Genomic DNA, 22,414 nt, shown 5'->3' on the forward strand with positions numbered 1-22,414 from the left:
GAAGGTACGGTCGACTCCGTGCCACCGCACCTGGGGAGGACGGAACCGTTGAGGGGAAACACTTCCGGCGGCCTCACCACCGAATCGCGGCGTAGCAGCCACACTCCCGGAGGAGCATCATGCTGATGACAACCGAGAACGGGATCCGGTTGTCCTACAACGATTGTGGTGACGGTCCGCCGGTACTGCTGCTGACCGGCACCGGGGCGCCGAGTTCGGTGTGGGACCTGCATCAGGTGCCCGTGCTCCGCGCCGCCGGTTTCCGGGTGATCACCATGGACAACCGCGGGATCTCGCCGAGCGATGAAGGCCTTGACGGATTCACCATCGAAGACCTCGTCGAGGACGTCGCAGCCCTGATCGACTATCTCGACGCCATGCCGTGCCGCGTGATCGGCACGTCGATGGGTTCGTACATCGCGCAAGAACTGGCGCTCGCCCATCCGGAGCTGCTGGACTCGGTCCTGCTGATGGCCGCCTGCGGCAAGAGCAGTCTCGTGCAGAAAGTGCTCGCGGAAGGTGAAGCGAAGCTGATCGAACTGGGCGTCGAATTGCCGCCGGATTTCCTCGCCGCCACTCGCGCCCTGCACAACCTGGGCCCCGCGACGCTCGCCGACGACGACCTCGCCGGAGACTGGCTCGACCTGTTCGCCGCGTCGGGAACCTGGGGGCCTGGCGTCCGGTCGCAATTATTGCTGAGCGCGCTGCCCGATCGCCTCGACGCCTACGGCTCGATCAAGGTGCCCTGCCACGTCGTCTCGTTCGAGCGCGATCTCGTGGCGCCGCCGGAAGCCGGGCGGGAGCTGGCCGCGGCGATCCCCGGGGCGACGCAGCGCACGGTTCCCGGCTGCGGGCATTTCGGCTACCTGGAGAACCCGGAAGCGGTGAACCGCGAGCTGCTCCGGTTCCTCCGCACCGAGTCCCGCGAGACACTGGGAGAGACCGCATGACCGCCCTTTCGGCAGCCACGACGCCGGCCCTGTTCGAGGCGACCGCAGCCGTCCTGCCGGACAGGCCCGCGGTGGCGATGGACACCACCACGCTCACCTACGCCGAGCTGAACGGCGAAGCCAACCGGCTCGCCCGCCGTCTCGTCGCGCACGGGGTCGGCCCGGAGCGGCTGGTCGCGCTGGCGATGCCGAGGTCGATCGAGTTCGTCATCGCGATCCTGGCCGTGCACAAGGCAGGCGCCGCGTATGTACCGGTGGACCCGGACTATCCGGAGGAACGCAAGCGTCAGATGCTGGACGACACGGCGGCGCACTGCCTGCTGTGCCTGCCGGGCCAGGACGTGACCGGTGCGCCCGTCGTCCTGAGCGTGGCGCGGGAGCCGGGTCTGTCCGAGCCGAACCTGGACGATCAGGACCGGCTCAGCCCGCTGCGTTCCGGCCACCCCGCGTACGTCATCTACACCTCGGGTTCCACGGGACGGCCGAAGGGCGTGCTGGTCACGCACCGCGGGATCCCGAACCTGGCCGACGACTACGTGCGCCGCCAGAAGCTGGTGCCGGAGAGCAGGTTGCTGGCCTTCGCGTCGCCCAGTTTCGACGCCGCGGTCGCCGAGTTCTGGCCGATCTGGCAGGCCGGTGGCTGTCTGGTGCTGGCTTCCGCGCCGGACCTGGTTCCCGGCGAGCCGCTCGCCCGGCTGGTCCGCGACCAGGGCATCACCCATGTCACGTTGCCGCCGTCCGCGCTGGCACCGCTGGAGGAGGCGGGCGGCCTGCCCGCCGGATTGACCCTCCTGGTCGCCGGTGAGGCGTGCCCGGCCCCGGTCGCGAAACGCTGGGCCGTGGACCGCGTGATGATCAACGCCTACGGCCCGACCGAGGTCACCGTCGCGGTGACCGCGAGCGAGCCGCTGACCGGGGAGGACACCCCGCCGATCGGCAGGCCGATCACCGGTGTCCGCACCTACGTCCTGGACGAACTGCTGCGCCCCGTCCCGGACGGGGACGTGGGCGAGCTGTACACGGTGGGCCCCGGTCTCGCCCGCGGCTACCTCCGAAGACCAGCCGCGACCGCGGAGCGGTTCCTGCCGGATCCGTTCGGCGGCCCGGGCGAGCGCATGTACCGCACCGGTGACAGGGTCCGGACGCGTTCGGACGGCCAGTTCGTCTTCGTGGGCCGTGTCGACGACCAGCTGAAGGTCCGTGGCCACCGCATCGAACCCGGTGAGGTCGAGTCCGCGTTGCTCGCGGTGGACGGGGTGGCCCAGGCGGTGGTGACCGAGCACGAGAACAGGCTCGTCGCCTATGTGGTCGGCCCCGCCGGCGCCCGTGTCCCGGCCGAACATCTCTTGCCGCCGTTGCGCAAGCAGCTGCCCGGATACCTGGTGCCCGACGTGGTCGTCAGCTTGCCGAGCCTGCCGGTCTCGCCGAACGGCAAGATCGACCGCGTCGCCCTGCCCACTCCCGAAGAGGAGCACGCCGGGCGCGCGGCGGGACGGGAACCGCTCACCCCCACGGAGATCATCCTCGCCGAATTGTTCGCCGAGGTGCTCGGCGTCAGCAGCGTCGGTGTCGAGGACAGCTTCTTCGAGATCGGCGGCCACTCCCTGCTCGCGACCCGGCTGGTGAGCCGGATCCGCGAACGGCTGAAGATCCGGCTGAGGGTGCAGGCGTTCTTCGACGCGCCGACGGTGGCGCGGCTCGCCAAGGTGCTCGACGGCGCACTCACCTGACCTGGAGATCATTCATGCAGACGACGGCAGCCGTCGATCTCGGCAATCCCGATCTGTACACGACCTTGGACCGCCATGCCCGCTGGCGCGAACTCGCGCTGGAAGACGCGATGGTGTGGAGCGAGCCGGGCAGTTCGCCCACCGGTTTCTGGTCCGTGTTCTCGCATCGGGCGTGCGCCGCGGTCCTCGGGCCTTCCGCCCCGTTCACCTCCGAATACGGGATGATGATCGGGTTCGACCGCGACCATCCCGACAACTCGGGTGGCCAGATGATGGTCGTCTCCGAACAGGACCAGCACCGCAAGCTGCGCAAGCTGGTCGGGCCACTGCTCTCGAGGGCGTCCGCGCGGAAACTCGCGGAGCGGGTGCGGACCGAAGTCCGCGGCGTGCTCGACGAGGTGCTCGACGGCGAAGTGTGCGACGTGGCCGCGGCGATCGGCCCGCGTATTCCCGCCGCGGTCGTCTGCGAAATCCTCGGAGTTCCCTCGCAGGACGAGGACATGCTCATCGAACTCACCAATCACGCGTTCGGCGGTGAGGACGAATTGTTCGACGGGATGACGCCGAGGCAGGCGCATACCGAGATCCTCGTCTATTTCGACGAACTGATCACCGCACGGCGTGCGAGCCCCGGCGAAGACCTCGTCAGCACGCTCCTGACCGATGACGAACTCACGGTCGACGACGTGGTGCTCAACTGCGACAACGTGTTGATCGGCGGCAACGAGACCACCCGGCACGCGATCACCGGTGCGGTGCACGCTTTCGCCACGGTGCCGGGACTTCTGGACCAGGTGCGCGACGGGAGCGCGGACGTCGACACCGTCGTGGACGAGGTGCTGCGCTGGACCTCGCCCGCGATGCACGTGCTCCGGGTGTCGACGGCCGAGGTCACCGTCAACGGCCGCGACCTGCCCGCCGGTGCGCCGGTGGTCGCGTGGCTGCCCGCCGCGAACCGGGATCCCGCCGTGTTCGAAGACCCCGACACGTTCTTGCCCGGCCGGAAACCCAATCGGCACATCGCTTTCGGTCACGGCATGCATCACTGCCTCGGGTCCGCGCTCGCGCGGATCGAGCTGGCGGTCGTGCTGCGCGAGGTGGCCGAACGGGTGTCGCGGGTGGAGCTGGTGAAGGAACCCGCCTGGTTGCGCGCGGTCGTCGTGCAGGGATACCGGGAGCTCCCGGTGCGATTCACCGGGCGGTGAGTGTCAGTCCTATGTGGACTCCTGGCCGGGAAGTGTCAAGCGGACACCATTGATGCCGAATTGCCATGGAGCCATCCTGTAAATGAGCAGCGAATCTATTTCACGGAGGAATATCGTGACTGCCAGCATGCAGAAGTTCGAGATCGACTACGTGGAAATGTATGTGCCGAATCTCGAGGTGGCCGCGTCCGGCTGGATGGACAAGTACGGTTTCGCCGTCGCCGGCACGGACCGCTCGGAGGACCACCGGAGCGTCACGCTGCGGCAGGGCCCGATCAGACTGATCCTCACCGAGCCGACCTCGGATCGTCACCCGGCGGCGACGTACCTGCAGACCCACGGTGAAGGCGTGGCCGACATCGCGCTGCGCACTCCGGACGTGGCCGCCGCCTTCGAGGCCGCGGTGAAGGCGGGCGCGGAGGCCATCCGCGAGCCGGGCGAGCGTGCGGACGCGGTCGTCACGGCCACCGTCGGCGGGTTCGGCGACGTCGTGCACACCCTGATCCAGCGCGAAGAGGTCCCCGGCTCCCAGGAAGCCCCCCGCGGACGGGGCGGCGTGGACCTGCTCGCGATCGATCACTTCGCGGTCTGCCTGAACGCGGGCGACCTCGGCCCCACGGTGGCGTACTACGAGCGCGCCCTCGGGTTCAAGCAGATCTTCGAAGAGCACATCGTGGTCGGTGCCCAGGCGATGAACTCCACCGTCGTGCAGAGCGCGTCGGGCGAGGTCACCCTCACGCTGATCGAGCCGGACAAGACCGCCGACCCCGGCCAGATCGACGACTTCATCAAGGAGCACCACGGTTCGGGCGTCCAGCACATCGCCTTCACCAGTGCGGACGCCGTCGGCGCGGTCAAGGAGCTTTCCTCGCGGGGGGTGGAGTTCTTGAAGACCCCGGACGCCTATTACGACATGCTCGGCGAGCGGATCGAACTGGAGACGCACTCGCTGGACGATCTGCGGGAGACGAAGCTGCTCGCCGACGAGGACCACGGCGGCCAGCTGTTCCAGATCTTCACCGCCTCCACGCATCCGCGGAAGACCATCTTCTTCGAGATCATCGAGCGGCAGGGTGCCGGCACCTTCGGCAGCTCCAACATCAAGGCCCTGTACGAGGCCGTGGAACTGGAACGGACCGGGCAGAGCAAGCTCGGCCCCGCCCGGCGATGACCCACCACCTCTGCCTGGACGACCTCGAACGTGCCGCCCGCGAAGTCCTCCCCGGCGAGATCTGGGACTTCCTCGCCGGGGGCAGCGGTACCGAGGCGTCGCTGGAGGCCAACCGCGCCGCACTCGAGCGGATCTTCGTGATCCCCCGGGTGCTGCGCGAAGTGGCCGAAAGCACCACCGAGGCCGAGGTGCTCGGCCGGCGTGCCGCGCTGCCGATGGCGGTCGCGCCGGTCGCGTACCAGCGGTTGTTCCACCCCGAGGGGGAACTCGCGGCGGCACGCGCGGCGCGGGACGCCGGTGTTCCCTACACCATCTGCACCCTGAGCAGTGTTCCGCTGGAGGAGATCGCGGCCGTCGGTGGGCGGCCGTGGTTCCAGCTGTACTGGCTGCGTGACGAGAAGCGGTCGCTGGAACTCGTCCGCCGCGCGGAGGACGCCGGCTGCGAGGCGATCGTGTTCACCGTCGACGTGCCGTGGATGGGACGACGGCTGCGGGACATGCGCAACGGTTTCGCGTTACCGGATTCGGTGACAGCGGCCAACTTCGACGCAGGGGAGGCCGCGCACAGCCGCACCGGCGGGCAGTCGGCGGTGGCCGAGCACACCGCGCGCGAGTTCGCCCCGGCCACTTGGGAATCCGTGGAGGCCGTCCGTGCGCGGACGGACCTTCCCGTGCTGCTCAAAGGGATTCTCGCGGTCGAGGACGCCACTCGCGCCGTCGACGCGGGAGTCGCCGGGATCGTGGTGTCCAACCACGGAGGCCGTCAGTTGGACGGTGCCGTACCAGGACTCGAAATGCTGGGCGAGATCGCCGCGGCGGTCTCCGGGGGCTGCGAAGTGTTGCTGGACGGGGGAATCCGGAGTGGCGGGGACATCCTCAAGGCCGCGGCCCTCGGGGCGTCGTCCGTCCTGATCGGACGCCCGGTGATGTGGGGGCTGGCCGCGGCGGGGGAGAAGGGCGCGCGGCAGGTGCTCGACCTGCTCGCCGAAGAACTCCGGAACGCGCTGGGCCTGGCGGGCTGCGACTCGATGGGCGCGGCCCGCCGTCTGGGCACCAGGGCCCCCGGCTACCACCCGAGAACGGCGCGACGGTCATGACAAGGAGTCCTCTGATGCTGCCTTGCCTCATCCCGCGGAACGCGGTGCGTCCCCGTGACGACCGCGACCACGCGGACCGCGTCGCGCTGTCGGCCGCGACCACCGACGGGGTGCACATGCGGACCGAGGACGTCCGCGCCTGGATCGCCGAACGCCGTGAGGCCAACGTCTTCCACGTCGAACGCATCCCGTTCGCGGATCTGGACCAGTGGTGGTTCGAGGGCGTGACCGGCAATCTCGTGCACAGCAGCGGACGGTTCTTCACCATTGAGGGCCTGCACGTCGTCGAGCACGACGGCCCGCACGGCGACGGTCCTTACCGCGAGTGGCAGCAGCCGGTCATCAAACAGCCCGAAGTGGGCATCCTCGGCATTCTGGCCAAGGAGTTCGACGGTGTCCTGCATTTCCTGATGCAGGCCAAAATGGAGCCGGGGAACCCCAACCTTGTGCAGCTCTCGCCGACCGTGCAGGCCACTCGCAGCAACTACACCAAGGCGCACGGCGGGACGAACGTCAAACTGATCGAGTACTTCGCGCCGCCCGACCCCGAGCGGGTCATCGTCGACGTCCTCCAGGCGGAGCAAGGCTCGTGGTTCTTCCAGAAGTCCAATCGCAACATGATCGTCGAGACCGTCGACGACGTGCCGATGTGGGACGACTTCTGCTGGCTCACCCTCGGCCAGATCGCGGAGCTGATGCACGAGGACGAGACGATCAACATGAACGCCAGGAGCGTGCTGTCGTGTCTTCCTTACCACGACACGGCTTCCGGCGCGTTGTTCTCCGACGTCCAGCTCCTGTCGTGGTTCACGAACGAGCGCTCGCGCCACGACGTGCGTGCCCGCCGCATCCCGCTCACTGACGTCTGCGACTGGAAGCAGGGCGTGGAAGCGATCGAGCACGAGGACGGCCGCTACTTCAAGGTTCTCGCTGTCGCTGTGAAGGGCAGCAACCGCGAGAAGATCAGCTGGACCCAGCCGTTGCTCGAATCCGTCGGGATGGGTGTCGTCGCGTTCCTGGTGCGCGAGATCGACGGCGTGCCGCACGTGCTGGTACACGCTCGCGCCGACGGTGGTTTCCTGGACACCGTCGAGCTGGCCCCGACCGTCCAGTGCACGCCCCACAACTACGCGCATCTGCCCGCGGAGAGCAGGCCGCCGTTCCTCGACTTCGTCCTGGACGCCCCGCGGTCGCGGATCCGTTACGAGGCGATACATTCCGAAGAAGGCGGCCGGTTCCTCAACGCGAGGGCACGCTATCTCGCGATCGAGGCGGACGAAGCGGCCGAGACCCCGCCCGGCTTCGCCTGGGTCACCCCGGCCCAGCTCACCGCGCTCACCCGGCACGGGCACTACGTCAACGTCGAGGCCCGCACGCTTCTCGCCTGCCTCAACGCCGCGACAGCCCAGCCTCAAGCCCAGTCTCAAGCACCTGTCGGCGGAGCTGAGACGTACTTCGAGAAAGGGCCCTAACGCGTGAACCCGCCCCGGCCGAAGGCCCCGCTATCGCGGTGGCAGGGCGCCTTGGCCGTCAACATGAGAGGCATGACCAAGTCTCGCCCTGCCGACGTCGATCGCGGACGCGGGTTCACCGACAGACATTCAAGGAGTCGCCTGACATGAAGCTGATCACCGTCCTCGGCGCGTCGGGCTTCGTGGGCTCGGCCGTCACGCGCGCGTTGGCGCGCCAGCCGATCCGGCTGCGCGCGGTGGCGCGCAGGCGGTTCACCCCCGAGCCCGGCGAAGCCGAAACGACCGTCGTCACCGCCGATCTCACCGACCGGGCCGCGCTCGCCGACGCGGTCGCGGGATCGGACGCGGTCGTGTACCTGCTCCTGGCGGACGGTGGCTGGCGCGCGGCCGAGACCGAAGAAGCCGAACGCGTGAACCTCGGCGTGATGCGAGACCTCGTCGACGTCCTCGGCGACGCGGGTGGACCGCCCCCGCTGGTGGTGTACGGCGGTGCCGCTTCACAGGTCGGCGTGCCCCCTCGGGAGCCGCTCGACGGCAGCGAGCCCGACGAGCCGGCGACTCCGTACGACAAGCAGAAGCTCGCGGCGGAACAGGTCCTCAAGAAGGCCACGGCCGACGGAGTGGTGCGCGGGTTGAGCCTGCGCCTGCCCACCGTGTTCGGTGAGACCGCGACAGCGGGGGCGAACCTCGACCGCGGGGTCGTGTCCGCCATGGCCCGGCGAGCGCTCGAAGGCCAGGACCTCACCATCTGGGGTGACGGCACCGTGCGCCGCGACCTGGTCCACGTCGAGGACATCGCGGCGGCCTTCACCGCGGCCCTGGCGAACCCGGATTCCCTCGTGGGCGGCCACTGGCTGCTCGGCGCGGGCCGGGGCGACCAGCTGGGCGAGGTCTTCCGGCTCGTGGCGAAGGAAATGGCCGGGCAGACCGGACGGAACCCGGTGGAGGTGACGTGCGTGGAACCCCCGTCGCACGCGCCCGCGACGGATCTTCGCAGCGTCACCATCGATTCCACCCCGTTCCGGGCGATCACCGGCTGGCGCCCGGAGATCTCACTGCCCGAAGGAGTGCGTCGCACCGTCGCCGCATTGACGACATCAGTTCACGGAAAGGCTCGCTCATGACCACGCGTGTTTGGGACTACCTGGCCGAATACGAGACCGAGCGGCTCGACCTGCTGGACGCGGTCGAGACGGTCTTCAACTCGGGGCAGCTCGTGCTCGGCGCGAGCCTGCGCGGGTTCGAGTCGGAATTCGCCGCGTACCACGGGGTCGACCACTGCGCCGGTCTCGACAACGGGACGAACGCGATCAAGATCGGCCTGCAGGCGCTGGGCATCGGTCCGGGCGACGAGGTGATCACGGTGTCGAACACCGCCGCCCCGACCGTGGTCGCCATCGACGGCACGGGCGCCACCCCGGTCTTCGTCGACGTCCGCGAGGACGACTTCCTGATGGACACCGGCCAGGTCGAAGCCGCGATCACCGAGCGCACCAAGTGCCTGCTGCCCGTGCACCTGTACGGGCAGTGCGTGGACATGGCCCCGCTGAAGGAACTCGCCGCGAAGTACGGACTGTCCATTCTGGAGGATTGCGCCCAGGCGCACGGAGCCCGGCAGCACGGCAAGATCGCGGGTTCGACCGGTGACGCGGCCGCCTTCTCCTTCTACCCCACCAAGGTGCTCGGCGCGTACGGCGACGGCGGCGCGACCATCACGTCCGACGAAGCCGTGGCGCACAAACTGCGCCGGTTGCGGTACTACGGCATGGACGAGCAGTACTACACGCTGGAGACGCCTGCCCACAACAGCCGTCTGGACGAGGTGCAGGCCGAGATCCTGCGGCGCAAGCTCAGGCGCCTCGACGAGTACACGGCCGCCCGCCGGGCCGTCGCCCAGCGCTACGTCGAGGCTCTCGGTGACACCGAACTGAAGCTTCCCCAGACGGTCCCCGGCAACGAGCACGTGTACTACGTGTACGTGGTGCGGCACCCGCGGCGTGACGACATCCTCGAACGTCTCAAGGCGTACGACATCCACTTGAACATCAGCTACCCGTGGCCGGTGCACACCATGACCGGATTCGCCCACCTCGGCTACGAGAAGGGTTCGCTCCCGGTCACCGAGAAACTGGCGGGCGAGATCTTCTCGCTGCCGATGTACCCCGCGCTTTCCGCCGACCTGCAGGACAAGGTCATCCACGCGGTCCGCGAAGTGCTGTCCACCCTCTGACCACACCGAGCACAGGAGCAAGCCGTGCAAGCACGCAAACTCGCCGTCGAAGGCGCGATCGAGTTCACCCCGCGCGTCTTCCCCGACGACCGGGGCCGGTTCCTCTCGCCGTTCCAGGAAGAGGCCTTCACCGAGGCCCACGGCAGCCCGCTCTTCCGGGTGGCGCAGACGAATCACAGCGTGTCCAAACGCGGCGTGGTGCGGGGCGTCCACTACACCGTGACACCCCCGGGCGTCGCGAAGTACGTCTACTGCGCACGGGGCAAGGCGCTGGACATCGTCATCGACATCCGGGTCGGCTCGCCCACGTTCGGCAAGGTCGACTCGGTCCTGATGGACCAGGAGCACCACCGGACGATGTACTTCCCCGTCGGGGTCGGCCACGCGTTCGTGGCGCTCGAGGACGACACCGTCATGTCGTACATGCTCTCCGGAAGCTATGTGGCGGAACAGGAACTCGCGCTCTCGGCGCTGGATCCGGCGCTGAACCTGCCCATCGACGACGGCATCGACCCGATCGTGTCCGACCGGGACCGGGTCGCCCTCACCCTCGCCGAGGCGGAACAGCAAGGGCTGCTTCCGGACTACGCCACCAGCGTCGAACTCGAGCGGCAGCTGTCCGGAGTCCCGCTCACCGCCTGAGTCTCCGTTCGCCGACATCCTGCGCCGACGATCGCCATCACGGAACCCGACACCGTGATGGCGATCGCCGGCGTTTTGTCGTACCCGTGAAGGAAAGCGTAACTCGCGTGATCGGAGACGGATCTCGCGTGATTGGGCGGCGTTCACGGAGTTCGGCTTCTGATCACGTGAGATCCGGCTTCAATCACGCGAGTCACGCCCTCGATCACCCCTGGGTGCGGACACCACGCCTCCTTCGCCTTACCCCTCAAGAGAACCCGAATCGCCACTCAGGACCCACCGGCCCGCGATCGCAGGTTCGGTCCGTGAAAGCGGGCGGCCGTGTCGCGAAAGCCACTTTCGCGACGTCTGATGTCCCGAAAGTGGCTTTCGCGACATCCGGAATGGCTGACGTGGCCTTCAAAGCGGCCCGCGGAGTCATCTGGGACGACGGTGTTGCGAAAGCCTCGTTCGCAACGTTGAAGGTTGCGAAAGTGGCCCTCGCAACCCCCAGACCAAGTTCCGCCCGTGGACCGGATCAAGGGCGAAGATCATAATGATCAAGCTCTCTGAGTAACTGTCCCGTTACTGATCCGACAGGCGAACGCCGGTTCGCCGGGGGAAGGACGCCTCTTGACGACCAAGGGCCTTGACGCGCCACTGGAGCTTCCAAGTCCGCGGGAACCGGACCGGTTCGGATGGGTGAGACGACACCGGCGATGGCTGTTCGGGTTCGCCGTGTTCGCGCTGCTCGCCCAGATGGCGATCGCGATGATCACGACGGCCGTGGAGCAGTCCCCGACCATCGACGAACCGGTCTACGTCGGCACCGCCGTGGTCTACCTGGACCAGCACAGCCTGCGGTACAACCCCGAGCATCCGCCGCTGGGCAAGCTGATCATCGCCGCCGGAGTGGCTTTCACCGACCCGAAGATCGACCCGGCCTTCAACGGCCACGAGTGGGAACTCGGCAAGCACGTCGTTTACGAAGCGGGCAACGATCCGGAACAGCTGATGCTGGCCGCCCGCTTGCCGGTGATCGTGCTGACACTGTTGTTCGGGCTGGTCGTGTTCGCGTTCGCTTCCGACCTGGCCGGTCGCGCCGGCGGGTTGGTGGCGCTCACCCTGTTCACCTTCTCGCCCGACGTCATCGCGCACGGATCACTGGCCACGCTCGACGTCCCGGTGGCCGGTTTCCTGCTGACGTCGGCCTGGCTGGTGTGGCGTGCCCGGAGCCGCCCCGGCCTCTACCTCCCGCTCGCCGGACTCGCCCTCGGCGCGGCCACGGCCACGAAAGTCCTTTCCCTGGTGGCGGTTCCGGTCCTGGTGCCGCTGGCCGTGCTGTCCGTCTGGCACGCCCGCCGCGCCCGCGGCCTCGACCTGAAGAGCCCGGCCCTGCTGATCGGCCGCGGCCTGCTGGCGTCCGCCGGGATGGCGCTGATCGCGATCGCCGTCGTGTGGGTCTCCTACCTGGTCGTGGATCCGAGCCTGCACTGGGAGACACCGGAGGGAATGCAACCCCTGCACGGGATGCGGACCCTCGTCGAGTGGTTGCCTTTCCCGCAGCCGTTGAAGGACGGCATGCGGTTCCAGTTCGAACTGGAAGACCATGTGTGGCACAACTTCCTGTTCGGCAGGCATTACACGGGTTCGCTCTGGTACTACGGGCCCGCCGCGCTCCTGGTGAAGACGCCGCTGGGCGCGCTGGCGATCTGGCTGGCGGGCGCCGCCGTGATGCTGTCGGTTCGCCGGTTGCGCCCGGCGGCACCGTATGTGCTCATCCCGACGGCCGTGCTGATGGCCACGGCCATGGTCATCGTCCGCGACAACGGCGTCCGGTACCTGGCCTTCGCGCCGATGTTCCTGGCCGTCGCGGCGGCCGCGGTCGTCGCTCTCCGCAGGCGGTGGGTGAAGGTGGCCGCGACGGTACTGGTGGCCCTCGCCGCGGTCAGCTCGCTGCTGACGTTCCCTTACTACCTCCCGTATTCCAACATGGCGTTCGGCGGCCCGGCGAACACGCACCGGTACCTGCTCGACTCGAACGTCGACTGGGGCCAGGACCTGGGCCGCCTGGCGGACCGCTTGAAGGAGCGCTACCCGGGCGAGCGGACCTGGCTCGTCTACCAGGGCAGCGCACTCCCGTCCTACTACGGCATCGACGCCGCGGACCCGTTCAAGGTGCCCGTGGACCAGGTGCACGGGCTGCTCGCGGTGTCGGACTCCGCGATTCTCGGGGACTATGACGACAGTTCGGGAGGAGGCGGCAGCGGCGGTGGTCTCGGCGGAGGCGGTGAGGTCTCCGAGGTTTCCGGTGCCACCGGCCGACTTGCCACCCTGCTCGACAGCAGCACGCCGATCGACACGGTGGGCCACTCCATCACGATCTACCGGCGGCCGTAGGGCACGTCGTCAGTCCACTTGAGACGTTCCATCGGCGGTCATTCGTCCGAAATCGTTCGTCCGTAACCGGAATCCGGCTGGGAACGGGCCTTGGACGATTGACCGCCGAGTTCGGCGAAGCCTAATTTCAGGAATGTTCACTCGAGATCCGCGAAAGGTGAGATCGATGCCCGCTGCGCAGTTCAAGCAGCTGTTCCGTAGCAAGCTGAGAACATGGGGGTGGATGTACCGATGACTGCCATTGCCGAACCGGCCGAGGACCTTTCCGTTTTCACCGGGCTGACCGAGATCACCAGGTTCGCCGGGGTGGGGACCGCGGTGTCCGCGTCGTCCTACTCGCAATCCGAGCTCCTCGAAATCCTCGACGTCGAGGATCCGAAGATCCGGTCGATCTTCCTCAACAGCGCGATCGACCGGCGCTTCCTCACACTTCCGCCGGAGGGTCCCGGCGGGCAGCGAGTCTCGGAACCGCAGGGCGATCTGCTGGACAAGCACAAGAAACTCGCGGTCGACATGGGATGCCGGGCGCTCGAGGCCTGCCTGAAGTCGGCGGGAGCGACGCTTTCGGACCTGCGTCACCTGTGCTGCGTCACCTCGACCGGTTTCCTGACCCCCGGCCTCAGCGCGTTGATCATCCGTGAACTGGGGATCGACCCGCACTGCAGCCGTTCGGACATCGTGGGCATGGGCTGCAACGCGGGCCTGAACGCGCTCAACGTGGTCTCGGGCTGGTCCGCGGCACATCCCGGTGAGCTCGGCGTCGTCCTGTGCAGCGAAGCGTGTTCCGCCGCTTACGCCCTCGACGGCACCATGCGGACCGCGGTGGTCAACAGCCTCTTCGGCGACGGATCGGCGGCCCTCGCGGTCATCTCCGGCGACGGCCGGGTGCCCGGCCCGCGGGTCCTGAAGTTCGCGAGCTACATCATCACCGACGCGGTCGCGGCGATGCGCTACGACTGGGATCGCGAGCAGGACCGGTTCAGCTTCTTCCTCGACCCGCAGATTCCCTACGTGGTCGGCGCACACGCCGAGATCGTGATCGACAGGCTGCTGTCCGGTACGGGGCTGCGCCGCAGTGACATCGGCCATTGGCTGGTGCACTCCGGCGGCAAGAAGGTGGTCGACGCGGTCGTCGTCAACCTCGGCCTGAGCCGGCACGACGTCCGCCACACCACCGGAGTGCTCCGCGACTACGGAAACCTCTCCAGCGGCTCCTTCCTCTTCTCCTACGAACGGCTCGCCGACGAGGACGTCACCCGTCCCGGGGACTACGGCGTGCTCATGACCATGGGGCCTGGCTCCACGATTGAAATGGCGCTTATTCAATGGTGACGCGTAACGAAGTGAACGGCGAACTGGTGCTGCGTTTCGACGGGGCCCGGCCGCTGTCGGCCGCGGCGGTCGAGGAGATCGACGCGCTCTGCGATCGCGCCGAGGACCACCGGGGAACGGGACCGGTCACCATCCACGTCACAGGCGCCCCGCCCGCGGGCTGGGCGAACGGGCTCGCCGTCGGCCTGGTCAACAAGTGGGAACGGGTCGTGCGCCGGTTCGAACGGCTCGGCAGGCTCACGGTCGCGGTGGCGTCGGGGGAGTGCGCCGGAATGGCGCTGGACCTCCTCCTCGCCGCCGACGTCCGGATCGCCGCGCCGGGCACGCGGCTGCTGCTCACGTGGGTCGGCGGCGGTGCCTGGCCGGGGATGACCGTCTACCGGCTCACCAAGCAGGCCGGTGCGGCGGGGATCCGGCGGGCCGTGCTCCTCGGAACGCCGATCGAGACCGACCGCGCGCTCGCCCTCAACCTCGTCGACGAGGTGGCCGTGGACCCGTCGGAGACGCTGGCCGGGCTGGCCGGTGCCACGGACGGCGCGGAGACGGCGATCCGCCGTCAGCTGATCTTCGAAGCGGGTTCGACCACCTTCGAAGAGGCGCTCGGCGCCCACCTGGCCGCGGCCGACCGGGCGCTGCGACGGGAAGCCAAGTCGTGACAACGGATTCCGTGACTCTCCCGCCAGGGCTCGATCTTCGGGCCCTGGCGGGGGAGGCCCACCGGGTCGACGACGGCGTCCGGGCGCTGCGCGCGGACTTCATGGAGGCGCACGCCGAGGAGATCTACGCCGAGCTCACCGACGGCCGGACCCGGTACCTGCGCATCGACGAACTCGTCAGCGCCGCCGCCCTCGCCTATCCCGGCCTGGTGCCGACGGAAGCGCAGATGGCGGCCGAGCGCTCGCGGCCGCAGGCGGAGAAGGAAGGGCGCGAGATCGACCAGGGCATCTTCCTGCGCGGGATCCTGCGCGCGCCGAAGGCCGGCCCGCATCTGCTCGACGCCATGCTCCGGCCCACTTCCCGGGCGTTGCGGCTGCTGCCCGAATTCGCCGAAACCGGTGTCCTGCAAATGGAAGCCGTCCGGCTGGAACGCCGCGACGGCGTCGCACACCTGACCCTGTGCCGGGACGACTGTCTGAACGCCGAGGACGCGCAGCAGGTCGACGACATGGAGACCGCTGTCGACCTGGTGCTGCTCGATCCGTCCGTCCGGGTGGCACTGCTGCGGGGCGGGGTGATGAGCCACCCCCGGTACCGGGGACGCCGGGTGTTCTGCGCGGGGATCAACCTCAAGAAGCTGAGCTCAGGCGAAATCCCGCTCGTCGATTTCTTGCTGCGGCGGGAAATGGGCTACATCCAGAAGATCTTCCGCGGCCTGTACACGGACGGCTCGTGGCACTCGCGGTTGACCGACAAGCCGTGGATGGCGGCCGTCGATTCCTTCGCGATCGGCGGCGGGACCCAGCTCCTCCTGGTCTTCGACCACGTGCTGGCGGCGTCCGACGCGTACCTCAGCCTGCCCGCGGCGAAGGAGGGGATCATCCCCGGCGTCTCGAACTTCCGGCTTTCCCGGATCGCCGGGCCGCGGGTGGCCCGGCAGGTGATCCTCGGCGGCCGCCGGATCCAGGCGGCCGAGCCGGACGCCCGGTCGATCGTCGACGAGGTCGTCCCGCCGGAGCAGATGGACGCGGCGATCGAGGGCGCGCTGGCCCGTCTCGACGGAGAAGCGGTGGTGGCCAACCGGCGCATGCTGAACCTCGCCGAGGAACCGCCGGAGGACTTCCGCCGGTACATCGCCGAATTCGCGTTGCAGCAGGCATTGCGCATCTACGGCGCGGACGTGATCGGCAAGGTCGACGGCTTCGCGGTGGGCTCGCGATGAGCGAAACCCGGGTGCGGTACGAGAAAAAGGACCACGTCGCCTACGTGACGATGGACCGGCCCGACGTGCTGAACGCGATGGACCGGCGGATGCACACGGAACTCGCCGGGATCTGGGACGATGTCGAGGCCGACGACGACATCAGGGCGGTGGTCCTGACCGGCGCGGGGGACCGCGCGTTCTCCGTTGGCCAGGACCTCAAGGAACGCGCGCGGCTGACCGAGGCGGGTGTGGAGGCCTCGACGTTCGGCAGTGGCGGTCAGCCGGGTCATCCCCGGCTCACCGACCGGTTCACGTTGTCCAAACCGGTGGTCGCCAGGGTGCACGGATACGCGCTGGGCGGCGGTTTCGAGCTGATGCTCGCCTGCGACATAGTCATCGCCTCCGAGGACGCGGTGTTCGCCCTGCCGGAGGTCCGGCTCGGGCTGATCGCCGGCGCGGGCGGCGTTTTCCGGTTGCCGCGGCAGCTGCCGCAGAAGGTGGCGATGGGGTATCTGCTGACCGGTCGCCGGATGGACGCGGCGACGGCGCTTCGCCACGGACTGGTGAACGAGGTCGTCCCGGTGGCCGAACTGGATCGGTGCGTCGCCGAATGGACGGACGATCTCGTCCGTGCCGCCCCGCTTTCGGTCCGCGCCATCAAGGAAGCCGCGCTGCGGTCGCTCGACCTCCCGCTCGAGGAAGCGTTCACCGCTTCGTATCCGTGGGAAGAACGCCGCCGATGGAGTGCGGACGCGAGCGAGGGCGCCCGTGCCTTCGCCGAGAAAAGGGATCCGATCTGGACGGGCCGCTAAAGTGCGGACGGCGCGCGGAAACAGGGTTGGACAGGGCTTTTTCCATTGTTTTGAGTGACGGATGGTGGGAGATTTCGGCGTAAGAGAAATCTCCGAAAAGATTTCTTGTCACTTGTACTGCCGGGCTTTCCCAGCCTGTTTCTTCGTTCACCCGAGACCGCCGGCCGGGCCGGGAAATCCCGGCTTTCCCTGACGCCCGGTGCCGGCAGAAACCCTGGATATCTGTGATGACAACCATCGCCGCCGTCGATCTCGACAACCAGCGCATCGACCGCATGGTCCCTCTGGTCACCCCGGCCTTGCTGCACCACGAACTGCCGCTCAGCGCCACCGCTGCGGACACCGTGCGGCAAGGCCGCGAAAGCGTCGTCCGCGTCCTCGACGGGACGGACGACCGGCTGCTCGTGATCGCCGGACCCTGTTCCATCCACGATCCCGCCGCGGCACTCGAATACGCCGACCGTCTTGCCTCGGTCGCGGGCCGATTCGTCAACGATCTCCTGATCGTCATGCGCGTGTACTTCGAAAAGCCCCGTACGGTCGGCGGCTGGAAAGGACTCATCAACGACCCGCACCTCGACGGCACCGGCGATGTCAACCGCGGCCTGCGTATCGCACGGGACCTCCTTCTCGAACTCGCCGAAGGCGGCCTGCCCGCCGCGTGTGAATGGCTGGACACCACCATTCCGGCCTATCTCGCCGACACCGTCTCGTGGGGCGCGATCGGCGCCAGGACCGTGGAAAGCCAAAACCACCGGATGCTGGCCAGCGGCCTTTCCATGCCCGTCGGTTTCAAGAATCGCCGCGACGGTGATGTCACCGTCGCTGTCGACGCGATCCGCGCCGCCGAAGCACGCCACGTCGTCCCCGGCGTCGACCCCAGCGGACTGCCCGCCATCCTGCACACCGTCGGCAACCCCGACTGCCATCTCGTCCTGCGCGGCGGGAACTCCGCGCCCAACCACAATCCCGCGTCCGTCCGCGCGGCGCTCACCACCCTGCAGACCGCCGGTCTGCCGCGCCGGGTCGTGATCGACGCGAGCCATGACAACAGCCGCAAAGACCATCTGCGGCAGGCCATCGTCGCCGACCAGATCGCCGACCAGATCAGGACCGGCCAGCGCGGCATCGTCGGCGTCATGCTCGAATCCAACCTCCAGGCGGGACGGCAGGACCTCCATCCCGACCGGCCGCTCACCTACGGACAGTCCATTACGGACGCTTGCATCGACATGGCCGCCACCCAGGAAGTCCTGCAGAATCTCGCCACGGCGACCGCCGCCCGGCGACGGCAGGCCAAGACGGGCGCGAAGTGACTACCTGATCGCGCCGGCGCACCCCATCGCCGGATTCGGCGCGGCCTCGCCGCCGGTGTGCTCGAGGTGCGCCTCGCCCCAGACCCTGACCGCTTCGACCACAGGAAGAACCGTGGTCCCGTAGGGCGTGAGCCGGTAGAGGACGCGCGCCGGGACAGGCCCGGTCTCCACGCGTTCGACGAGTCCGTCGGCCTCGAGTTCGCGTAACTGCTCGGCCAGCACCTTGGGGGTGATGGGGGTGCCCCGGCGGCGGAGGCCCGCGAAATGGGACTCGCCGTGGGCGAGCCAGTACAGCAGGGTCAGCTTCCATTTGCCGCCGAACGCGGCGAACGCCGCCGCCATCGGGCAGCCGGGCAGCGGATTGGGGCGAGAGGGGTTACCCGCAGGTGCCTTCTTGTCCATGGCCGGACTCCACTCGGATAGTCGGACCATGACCGTGCCATACAGACGAATCCTGACGGTGGGCCTCGCGGCCTTCATGCTGATCGCGACGGCGGTGTCGGGCGATGCCTCGACGCCGCCCGCGTCCTCGACGAGCGCGGACGGCCAACGAGCCTTCGACTGGGAGATCGGCGTCTGGCGCTCCACGGTGCGGGTCCTCGCCGAGCCGCTGTCGGACTCCGCCGACGAGTGGCTGCACTTCGCGGGCACGAGCACCGTCCGCCCCCTGCTGGACCGGCGGGCCAACGTCCTCGAATTCGAGGTCTCGGGGGCGAACGGCCGCATCGAAGCCCTCAACCTGCGGCTGTACGAGCCGCAGGCGAAGCGGTGGAGCCTGACCTTCGTCAACATCCGCGACGGCCTGCCCACCCCGGCGGTGTACGGCGGGTTCCGTGACGGTGTGGGCGAATTCCTCGGCGAAGACCAGTACGGCGGCCGTCCGATCAAGGTCCGCTTCCGCGTCGTCCGGCCGGGTCCGGACGAGGCGAGGTTCGAGCAGGCGTTTTCGGCGGACGGCGGGACGACCTGGGAGACGAACTGGGTCGCCGTGGATCACCGCGTCCGGCGGTGAAGTGCGCTCACCTGCCGGAATCCGCCGGGTCGTCGGCCTTCTCGCGGGTTTCGATCACCTCTGTCGCGCCTCGTTTGCTGAACGCCGCCCAGAGGTTGAACCCGATGATGCCGACCCCGGCGGCGAGCCACAGCCAGAGAAAACCGTTCTCCCGCCCGATTCCGCTGAAGAGTCCGAAGAGAAGAAGCGCCGCTCCGAACACCGCGCCGAAAATCGCTGTCGGTTTCGACGGTTTCACGCTGAAAGAGGCCACTCGTTGACACTCCGATCGCATCGTTTCCCCATGCGATCGGAATGCCCACGGACCCGCGCCGTCAAACTCCGCCCGCGACGCCCTCGAGCAGGGCCAGCGCATCGCTGCGAACTCGGCTTGGTCTAGCCGTCGGCGGCGCCCGCCCAGTCCGGGAGGGGCTCGCAAGCGGCCCGCCAGGAGGACGGCAGCCCGTCGGCACCGACGTGGGCGGCGACGATGCCGCCGACGATGGCGCAGGTGGTGTCGACATCGCCACCCGCGCCCGCCGTGATCCAGATGGCCTGCTCGTAGTCGTCGAGGTTCCGTGCCGCGGCCCACAGCGCGAACGGCACCGTGTCGTGGGCGCCGGTGTAGCGGCCGTTGCCGAGTTCGTGGACGGCGATCGCGGGCGATGGCACGTGGGCCAGGCCCCGGGCCGCCCAGACACCGTGGTGCACCCGGCCCGGTGGTACCCGTCGCAGGACCTGGTCGAGGAAGTCCCTCGGCGACGGCGGCTCAGGGGCGGCGGCCAGCGCGGCGGCGACCGCGACGGCGATCGCGCCCGCCACTCCGTCCGGATGCGTGTGGGTCACCTCGGCCGACAGCGCCGCCTGGCGCGCGGCCTCGTCCGGATCGTCGGCGAACCAAGCGCCGAGCGGCGCGACGCGCATGGCGGCGCCGTTGCCCCAGGAACCCTGTCCGTCGAACAGGTCCGCGACCAGTTCGCGCCACGAGCCGCCCTCGCGGACCAGCCGCAGCATCCGGTTCATGGACGGTCCGTAGCCTCGGTCGAAGTCGTGGTGCTCCGCGAAGCTCGCGGCCAACAGGTCTTGGTCGACGTGGCCGGTCCGGGTCAGCACGGCGAAAACGGAACACGCCATTTCGGCGTCATCGGTCCATTGCCAGGGGCTTGGAGGCGGTTGCCGCCGTTCCCAAGCGTCACGATTGTCGGGGACGAAGAACTGGGAACCCAGAGCGTCGCCGAGGGCGAGTCCGTACAGGGAGTTCAGGGCGAGTGCTCGCCGGTCGATGGTCATCACGACCATCTTCGCCTTATGGGGCGCCCGATGTCGCCTCGTTTCTCAGGCGGAGTTTCTCAGGCCGACAACCGCGCCGTGATCCGGTCGAACAGCTCCGTCAGCGGTTCGCCGACATCCTTGCCGAACTCGGTCAGCCCGTAGGTGACCTGGGGCGGCGTCGTCGGTTCGACCTTCCTCCAGACAAGGTCGTCCTCGACCAGCGCGCGCAGGGTTTGGGCGAGCATCTTCTCGCTGATGCCCTTGATGCTTTCGCGCAGTTCGTAGAACCGGAGGTCGGTGTTCCGCAGGGAGATCAGCACCCAGACACCCCACCGGCTGGTCACGTGGTCGACCACGTCGCGAGCGGGGCAGTCGGTGTGAAACACCTCATACGGCCGCCCTGACCCGGTCTCCTTGAGCTGTGCGCCTTCCGCCATGTCATGAGCTTACCTGGAGGTATGTCCTTACCAAAAGTTAGCTCGGCTCCTAGCGTTCCGGCCACAGAAGACATCGGACGAGGAGCTGTTCATGATCGTGGTGACCGGGGCTACCGGAAACATCGGCAAGCCGTTGACAAAGGCGTTGGCCGAGAAGGGTCAGGAGGTGACGGCGGTGTCGCGGCACGCCGCCGCGGTGCCGGACGGCGTCCGCCACGTGGTGGCCGACCTGGCCGACCCCGCCGGGCTCGAGCCCGTGTTGTCCGGGGCGAAGGCGTTGTTCCTGCTGCTGTCCGGAGACCTGCACGCCGCCGGGGCCAGCCCGGCCGACGTCATCGGCCAAGCCGCGGCGAGCGGGGTCCGCCGGGTCGTCCTGCTTTCGTCGCTGGGCGTGGCGACCAGGCCCTTCGGCTCGACGCGGATCGCGCTGCGAGCGGTGGAGGACACGCTGCGCGAGTCCGGGATGGACTGGGCCATCCTGCGTCCGGGCGGTTTCGCCTCCAACGCCCTGTGGTGGGCCGAGTCCGTCCGTGAGCGGCAGGTGGTCGCCGCGCCGTTCGGTGACATCGGGGTGCCGGTCATCGACCCGGCCGACATCGCCGACGTCGCGGCGGCCTGCCTGCTGGACGACCGGCACACCGGCGGCGTCTACGAGCTGACCGGCCCGGAGGTGATCACACCGCGTCAGCAGGCGGAGGCCATCGCCACCGCCCTGGGCTCGCCGGTGCGGTTCCACGAGCTCACCCGCGCCGAAGCCAAGGCCGGCATGGCCGAGACCATGCCGGCGGAACTCGCCGACGACACCTTGGACATCCTCGGCTCCCCGAGCCCGGAGGAGGTGCGCGTCAGCCCCGACGTCGAGCGGGTCCTCGGCCGGGCCCCTCGCCCCTTCTCCGACTGGGCGGCTCGCGCCATCGCCGCTTTCCGCTGATCCCGATCCCGTCACCAGGCGCCCCGGAACCGATTCCCGGTTCCGGGGCGCCTGGCGTTTCGGCCAGGGCGAATGCGGATACCGACGCGGTAAGATCCTCCCGCCGACGTGGGGAACCAAAGCGCGGCCGGATGCGTCGGTGTACACGAATGTGGTCATCCGCGTTTCGGGAAACGGTGCGCACAGGTGACTGTGAGCTCATAGGCTGCGCGGTAGAGCAGCGTGGGACAGCAAGTGAGGGAGCACTCATGACTCGCCGATTCGATCCAGAGCAGATCGCCGCGCTGGCCAAGAAGGTCGGCGGGCTCAAGGACGGCTTCAGCAAAACGGGCAAGGACCTGGGCGACGGCGACCCCGGTGGCGCGTTCGGTGACCTGAGCAACGCGGCCAGCACGGGTAAGACGGTGAAGGGTTTCCACACCGGGGTGAACGCCCATCTGGCCGCCGCCGAGAAGCTCGTCGACGCCGCTTCCCAGGCATTGGCCAACGCCGCCCAGCGCATGCGTAACGACGAGGCCGCGGGTGTCCACACCCTCGGCGGCAACCGCGAGCGGTCTTGATCGGACTGAAGACGGGAACCAGGGGG

22 protein-coding genes are annotated in these 22,414 nt (G+C 68.6%); 18 read left to right on the plus strand and 4 right to left on the minus strand.

The window, feature by feature from the left end:
* Positions 1 to 119 precede the first annotated feature (119 nt).
* The 15 genes from ACZ5IK_RS42715 (at position 120) to ACZ5IK_RS42785 (ending at position 18,197) form a co-directional block, all read left to right on the plus strand.
* A complete protein-coding gene (locus tag ACZ5IK_RS42715; protein WP_465492939.1) occupies positions 120 to 950 on the plus strand; it encodes an alpha/beta fold hydrolase in 831 nt (276 codons plus the stop codon).
* Positions 947 to 2,680 carry an amino acid adenylation domain-containing protein gene (locus tag ACZ5IK_RS42720; RefSeq protein WP_465492940.1) on the plus strand — a complete coding sequence of 578 codons (1,734 nt, stop codon included), beginning with the start codon at positions 947 to 949 and terminating at the stop codon, positions 2,678 to 2,680. Before ACZ5IK_RS42715 ends, ACZ5IK_RS42720 begins: the two co-directional genes overlap by 4 nt.
* Positions 2,681 to 2,694: 14 nt before the next feature.
* On the plus strand, positions 2,695 to 3,885 hold the full coding sequence (locus tag ACZ5IK_RS42725; protein ID WP_465492941.1) for a cytochrome P450: 1,191 nt from the start codon (positions 2,695 to 2,697) through the stop codon (positions 3,883 to 3,885).
* Between the two features lie 127 nt (positions 3,886 to 4,012).
* A complete protein-coding gene (gene hppD, locus ACZ5IK_RS42730) occupies positions 4,013 to 5,056 on the plus strand; it encodes a 4-hydroxyphenylpyruvate dioxygenase (RefSeq protein ID WP_465492984.1) in 1,044 nt (347 codons plus the stop codon).
* The gene (locus ACZ5IK_RS42735) at positions 5,053 to 6,153 is read left to right on the plus strand and encodes an alpha-hydroxy acid oxidase (RefSeq protein ID WP_465492942.1); all 1,101 of its coding nucleotides are present in this window, start codon (positions 5,053 to 5,055) and stop codon (positions 6,151 to 6,153) included. The genes hppD and ACZ5IK_RS42735 overlap by 4 nt, the downstream gene beginning before the upstream one ends.
* Before the next feature lie 14 nt (positions 6,154 to 6,167).
* Positions 6,168 to 7,625, plus strand: coding sequence for an NDP-hexose 2,3-dehydratase family protein (locus ACZ5IK_RS42740; RefSeq protein WP_465492943.1), 1,458 nt, complete (start codon positions 6,168 to 6,170; stop codon positions 7,623 to 7,625).
* 146 nt (positions 7,626 to 7,771) lie between these two features.
* Positions 7,772 to 8,749 (plus strand): NAD-dependent epimerase/dehydratase family protein, encoded by a 978-nt coding sequence (locus ACZ5IK_RS42745; protein ID WP_465492944.1) that lies wholly within the window; start codon positions 7,772 to 7,774, stop codon positions 8,747 to 8,749.
* Positions 8,746 to 9,855 (plus strand): DegT/DnrJ/EryC1/StrS family aminotransferase, encoded by a 1,110-nt coding sequence (locus ACZ5IK_RS42750; protein ID WP_465492945.1) that lies wholly within the window; start codon positions 8,746 to 8,748, stop codon positions 9,853 to 9,855. The genes ACZ5IK_RS42745 and ACZ5IK_RS42750 overlap by 4 nt, the downstream gene beginning before the upstream one ends.
* A 24-nt stretch (positions 9,856 to 9,879) precedes the next feature.
* Complete coding sequence (locus tag ACZ5IK_RS42755; protein WP_465492946.1) at positions 9,880 to 10,497, plus strand: dTDP-4-dehydrorhamnose 3,5-epimerase family protein; 618 nt, start codon at positions 9,880 to 9,882, stop codon at positions 10,495 to 10,497.
* A gap of 681 nt (positions 10,498 to 11,178) precedes the next feature.
* Positions 11,179 to 12,876, plus strand: a complete 1,698-nt coding sequence (locus tag ACZ5IK_RS42760) for an ArnT family glycosyltransferase (RefSeq protein WP_465492947.1) — start codon at positions 11,179 to 11,181, stop codon at positions 12,874 to 12,876.
* A 231-nt stretch (positions 12,877 to 13,107) separates the two neighbouring features.
* Positions 13,108 to 14,208, plus strand: coding sequence for a 3,5-dihydroxyphenylacetyl-CoA synthase DpgA (gene dpgA / locus ACZ5IK_RS42765; protein ID WP_101612857.1), 1,101 nt, complete (start codon positions 13,108 to 13,110; stop codon positions 14,206 to 14,208).
* A complete protein-coding gene (gene dpgB, locus ACZ5IK_RS42770) occupies positions 14,202 to 14,864 on the plus strand; it encodes an enoyl-CoA-hydratase DpgB (RefSeq protein WP_465492948.1) in 663 nt (220 codons plus the stop codon). The genes dpgA and dpgB overlap by 7 nt, the downstream gene beginning before the upstream one ends.
* Entirely contained in the window at positions 14,861 to 16,087 is a 1,227-nt protein-coding gene (gene dpgC / locus ACZ5IK_RS42775) for a (3,5-dihydroxyphenyl)acetyl-CoA 1,2-dioxygenase DpgC (protein ID WP_465492949.1), read from the plus strand. The genes dpgB and dpgC overlap by 4 nt, the downstream gene beginning before the upstream one ends.
* A complete protein-coding gene (dpgD, locus tag ACZ5IK_RS42780) occupies positions 16,084 to 16,881 on the plus strand; it encodes an enoyl-CoA-hydratase DpgD (RefSeq protein WP_465492950.1) in 798 nt (265 codons plus the stop codon). The genes dpgC and dpgD overlap by 4 nt, the downstream gene beginning before the upstream one ends.
* Positions 16,882 to 17,108: 227 nt before the next feature.
* The gene (locus tag ACZ5IK_RS42785; protein WP_465492951.1) at positions 17,109 to 18,197 is read left to right on the plus strand and encodes a 3-deoxy-7-phosphoheptulonate synthase; all 1,089 of its coding nucleotides are present in this window, start codon (positions 17,109 to 17,111) and stop codon (positions 18,195 to 18,197) included.
* Here ACZ5IK_RS42785 and ACZ5IK_RS42790 read toward each other — a convergent pair whose 3' ends face one another.
* The gene (locus ACZ5IK_RS42790) at positions 18,198 to 18,599 is read right to left on the minus strand and encodes a winged helix-turn-helix transcriptional regulator (RefSeq protein ID WP_465492952.1); all 402 of its coding nucleotides are present in this window, start codon (positions 18,597 to 18,599) and stop codon (positions 18,198 to 18,200) included. It abuts the gene before it with no gap.
* 28 nt (positions 18,600 to 18,627) lie between these two features.
* On the opposite strand from ACZ5IK_RS42790, the gene ACZ5IK_RS42795 reads away from it, so the two are divergent.
* Positions 18,628 to 19,209 carry a hypothetical protein gene (locus tag ACZ5IK_RS42795; protein ID WP_465492953.1) on the plus strand — a complete coding sequence of 194 codons (582 nt, stop codon included), beginning with the start codon at positions 18,628 to 18,630 and terminating at the stop codon, positions 19,207 to 19,209.
* A 7-nt stretch (positions 19,210 to 19,216) separates the two neighbouring features.
* On the opposite strand, the gene ACZ5IK_RS42800 is transcribed toward ACZ5IK_RS42795, so the two are convergent.
* From ACZ5IK_RS42800 to ACZ5IK_RS42810, 3 genes are all read right to left on the minus strand, one after another.
* On the minus strand, positions 19,217 to 19,462 hold the full coding sequence (locus ACZ5IK_RS42800) for a hypothetical protein (protein ID WP_465492954.1): 246 nt from the start codon (positions 19,460 to 19,462) through the stop codon (positions 19,217 to 19,219).
* Between the two features lie 122 nt (positions 19,463 to 19,584).
* A complete protein-coding gene (locus tag ACZ5IK_RS42805; RefSeq protein ID WP_465492955.1) occupies positions 19,585 to 20,478 on the minus strand; it encodes an ADP-ribosylglycohydrolase family protein in 894 nt (297 codons plus the stop codon).
* Positions 20,479 to 20,537: 59 nt separating this feature from the next.
* The gene (locus ACZ5IK_RS42810; protein ID WP_465492956.1) at positions 20,538 to 20,897 is read right to left on the minus strand and encodes a winged helix-turn-helix transcriptional regulator; all 360 of its coding nucleotides are present in this window, start codon (positions 20,895 to 20,897) and stop codon (positions 20,538 to 20,540) included.
* A 91-nt stretch (positions 20,898 to 20,988) separates the two neighbouring features.
* Here ACZ5IK_RS42810 and ACZ5IK_RS42815 point away from each other — a divergent pair, with 91 nt between their 5' ends.
* The gene (locus ACZ5IK_RS42815; RefSeq protein ID WP_465492957.1) at positions 20,989 to 21,828 is read left to right on the plus strand and encodes an SDR family oxidoreductase; all 840 of its coding nucleotides are present in this window, start codon (positions 20,989 to 20,991) and stop codon (positions 21,826 to 21,828) included.
* A gap of 248 nt (positions 21,829 to 22,076) precedes the next feature.
* Entirely contained in the window at positions 22,077 to 22,388 is a 312-nt protein-coding gene (locus tag ACZ5IK_RS42820; protein WP_465492958.1) for a hypothetical protein, read from the plus strand.
* The last annotated feature ends 26 nt before the right edge of the window (positions 22,389 to 22,414 follow it).

The sequence above is a fragment of the Amycolatopsis sp. NPDC031561 genome, assembly GCF_055580625.1.

Coding starts and splice junctions, on each gene's coding strand:
- ACZ5IK_RS42735 (WP_465492942.1), top strand. CDS start 5,053: ATGACCCACCACCTCTGCCTGGACGACCTCGAACGTGCCGCCCGCGAA.
- dpgD (WP_465492950.1), top strand. CDS start 16,084: ATGAGCGAAACCCGGGTGCGGTACGAGAAAAAGGACCACGTCGCCTAC.
- ACZ5IK_RS42745 (WP_465492944.1), top strand. CDS start 7,772: ATGAAGCTGATCACCGTCCTCGGCGCGTCGGGCTTCGTGGGCTCGGCC.
- ACZ5IK_RS42715 (WP_465492939.1), top strand. CDS start 120: ATGCTGATGACAACCGAGAACGGGATCCGGTTGTCCTACAACGATTGT.
- ACZ5IK_RS42810 (WP_465492956.1), bottom strand. CDS start 20,897: ATGGCGGAAGGCGCACAGCTCAAGGAGACCGGGTCAGGGCGGCCGTAT.
- ACZ5IK_RS42795 (WP_465492953.1), top strand. CDS start 18,628: ATGACCGTGCCATACAGACGAATCCTGACGGTGGGCCTCGCGGCCTTC.
- hppD (WP_465492984.1), top strand. CDS start 4,013: ATGCAGAAGTTCGAGATCGACTACGTGGAAATGTATGTGCCGAATCTC.
- ACZ5IK_RS42820 (WP_465492958.1), top strand. CDS start 22,077: ATGACTCGCCGATTCGATCCAGAGCAGATCGCCGCGCTGGCCAAGAAG.
- dpgA (WP_101612857.1), top strand. CDS start 13,108: ATGACTGCCATTGCCGAACCGGCCGAGGACCTTTCCGTTTTCACCGGG.
- dpgB (WP_465492948.1), top strand. CDS start 14,202: ATGGTGACGCGTAACGAAGTGAACGGCGAACTGGTGCTGCGTTTCGAC.
- ACZ5IK_RS42790 (WP_465492952.1), bottom strand. CDS start 18,599: ATGGACAAGAAGGCACCTGCGGGTAACCCCTCTCGCCCCAATCCGCTG.
- ACZ5IK_RS42750 (WP_465492945.1), top strand. CDS start 8,746: ATGACCACGCGTGTTTGGGACTACCTGGCCGAATACGAGACCGAGCGG.
- ACZ5IK_RS42805 (WP_465492955.1), bottom strand. CDS start 20,478: ATGACCATCGACCGGCGAGCACTCGCCCTGAACTCCCTGTACGGACTC.
- ACZ5IK_RS42815 (WP_465492957.1), top strand. CDS start 20,989: ATGATCGTGGTGACCGGGGCTACCGGAAACATCGGCAAGCCGTTGACA.
- ACZ5IK_RS42785 (WP_465492951.1), top strand. CDS start 17,109: ATGACAACCATCGCCGCCGTCGATCTCGACAACCAGCGCATCGACCGC.
- ACZ5IK_RS42740 (WP_465492943.1), top strand. CDS start 6,168: ATGCTGCCTTGCCTCATCCCGCGGAACGCGGTGCGTCCCCGTGACGAC.
- ACZ5IK_RS42720 (WP_465492940.1), top strand. CDS start 947: ATGACCGCCCTTTCGGCAGCCACGACGCCGGCCCTGTTCGAGGCGACC.
- ACZ5IK_RS42725 (WP_465492941.1), top strand. CDS start 2,695: ATGCAGACGACGGCAGCCGTCGATCTCGGCAATCCCGATCTGTACACG.